At 63.2% G+C, this 1,721-nt stretch carries 3 protein-coding genes; all 3 read left to right on the top strand.

What is annotated here, in order from left to right:
- Positions 1-113: acyl-CoA dehydrogenase family protein (locus AC04MI_RS24995; protein WP_137921650.1), on the top strand; the 113-nt coding region annotated here is incomplete at its 5' end.
- Positions 114-156: 43 nt separating this feature from the next.
- Positions 157-816, top strand: a complete 660-nt coding sequence (can, locus tag AC04MI_RS24990; protein ID WP_476499022.1) for a carbonate dehydratase — start codon at positions 157-159, stop codon at positions 814-816.
- A gap of 67 nt (positions 817-883) precedes the next feature.
- Positions 884-1,721: isocitrate dehydrogenase kinase/phosphatase AceK regulatory subunit (locus tag AC04MI_RS24985; protein WP_476499021.1), on the top strand; the 838-nt coding region annotated here is incomplete at its 3' end.

Here is a 1,721-nt window from a genome sequence, read left to right as displayed (position 1 = left end):
AGTACCCGCTGGGCCGCCTCTGGCGCGATGCCAAGCTGTACGAGATTGGTGCCGGCACCAGCGAGATCCGCCGCATGCTGATTGGCCGCGAGCTGTTTGCCGAAACCTGCTGACCTGCGACAACTGATCGACCAACCCTCACACACCAAGGACCCCATGCCTTCCTCCATCGACGACCTGTTTGTTCACAACCGCGMCTGGGCGGCCCAGATGGAGCGCGAGCGGCCCGGCTTTTTCACCAGTCTGCTGGCGCAGCAGAAGCCCAAGTACATGTGGATCGGCTGCTCCGACAGCCGGGTGCCCGCCAACCAGATCACCGGGCTGGAGCCTGGTGAGGTCTTCGTGCACCGCAATGTGGCGAACGTGGTGGTGCCGACCGATCTCAACTGCCTGTCTACCATCCAATACGCGGTGGACCAGCTGCGCATCGAGCACCTGATGGTGGTGGGCCACTACGGTTGCGGCGGTGTGCTGGCCGCGCTGGAGGGTACGCGCGTGGGCTTGGCCGACAACTGGATTCGCCATGTGCAGGACGTGCGTGACCGCCACCGCGACCTGATCGCCGCCACCGCGCCTGAGTGGCGCCACGACGTGCTGTGCGAGCTCAATGCCATCGAGCAGGTGGTGAACATTGCACAGACCACCGTGATGCTGGACGCCTGGGGCCGGGGCCAGAAGGTTACGCTGCATGGCTGGTGCTACGGCCTCAAGGATGGGCTGATCAACAACCTGCACATGTCCGTGGACAGCACCGAAGGTCTGGAATCGCTGTACAAGGCGGCAATTGCCGGGGTGGCCGCAACCCGGCGGCAGTAGGCCTGCCGCCGCCCTGTGTCTGCCGAGCGACGGTTGCGCTGACGAAGAAGCCAATAGGCCCGCCACCATGTTCCCGCAACGCCTTGATGCGCCCCAGGCCTACGGCATTGCCAAGGCCATGATGGACGGCTTCAACCGGCATTACCGGTTGTTCCGCACCGAGTCCGCGCGCGCCAAACACCGTTTTGAAACCGCTGACTGGCACGGCCAGCAGCGGGCACAGCGCGAGCGCATCGAGTTCTACGACCTGCGTGTGAAGGAATGTGTGCGCCGCTTGGAAAAAGAGTTCGAGGCCGGCGCGCAGCCGATGGATGTGTGGCACCAGGTCAAGCTGCACTACATCGGGCTGCTGGTGAACCACCACCAGCCCGAGCTGGCCGAAACCTTCTTCAACTCGGTCACCACCAAGATCCTGCACCGCACGCATTTCCACAACGACTTCATCTTTGTGCGGCCTGCGGTCAGCACCGAATACATCGAGAACGACGAGCCTGCCGCGCGGCCCACCTACCGCGCCTATTACCCCACGCGCGATACGCTGGGCGACACCTTCCAGGCCATCGTCGAGAACTTCCAGCTTCAGCGCGAATTTGCCGACCTGCCACGTGACACCGCTTGTGTGGTGGGCGCCATGCGCAGCCGGCTCGACAAGGTGAGGCTGCGCACCAACTTCCAGATCCAGGTGCTCACCAGCCTGTTCTTTCGCAACAAGGGCGCGTATGTGGTGGGCAAGATCATCAATGGCTTCAACGAGGTGCCGTTTGCGCTACCCATCCTGCACGACGACAGCGGCAAGCTGACCATCGACGCCGCGCTGTTCGGCGAAGACGACATGCAGATGCTGTTCAGCTTTGCCCGCGCCTACTTCATGGTGGACATGGAGATCCCCAGCGCCTACGTGCAGT

The organism is Acidovorax sp. LjRoot204 (genome assembly GCF_056175785.1).
This window is presented reverse-complemented; position numbering and strand designations above follow the sequence as displayed.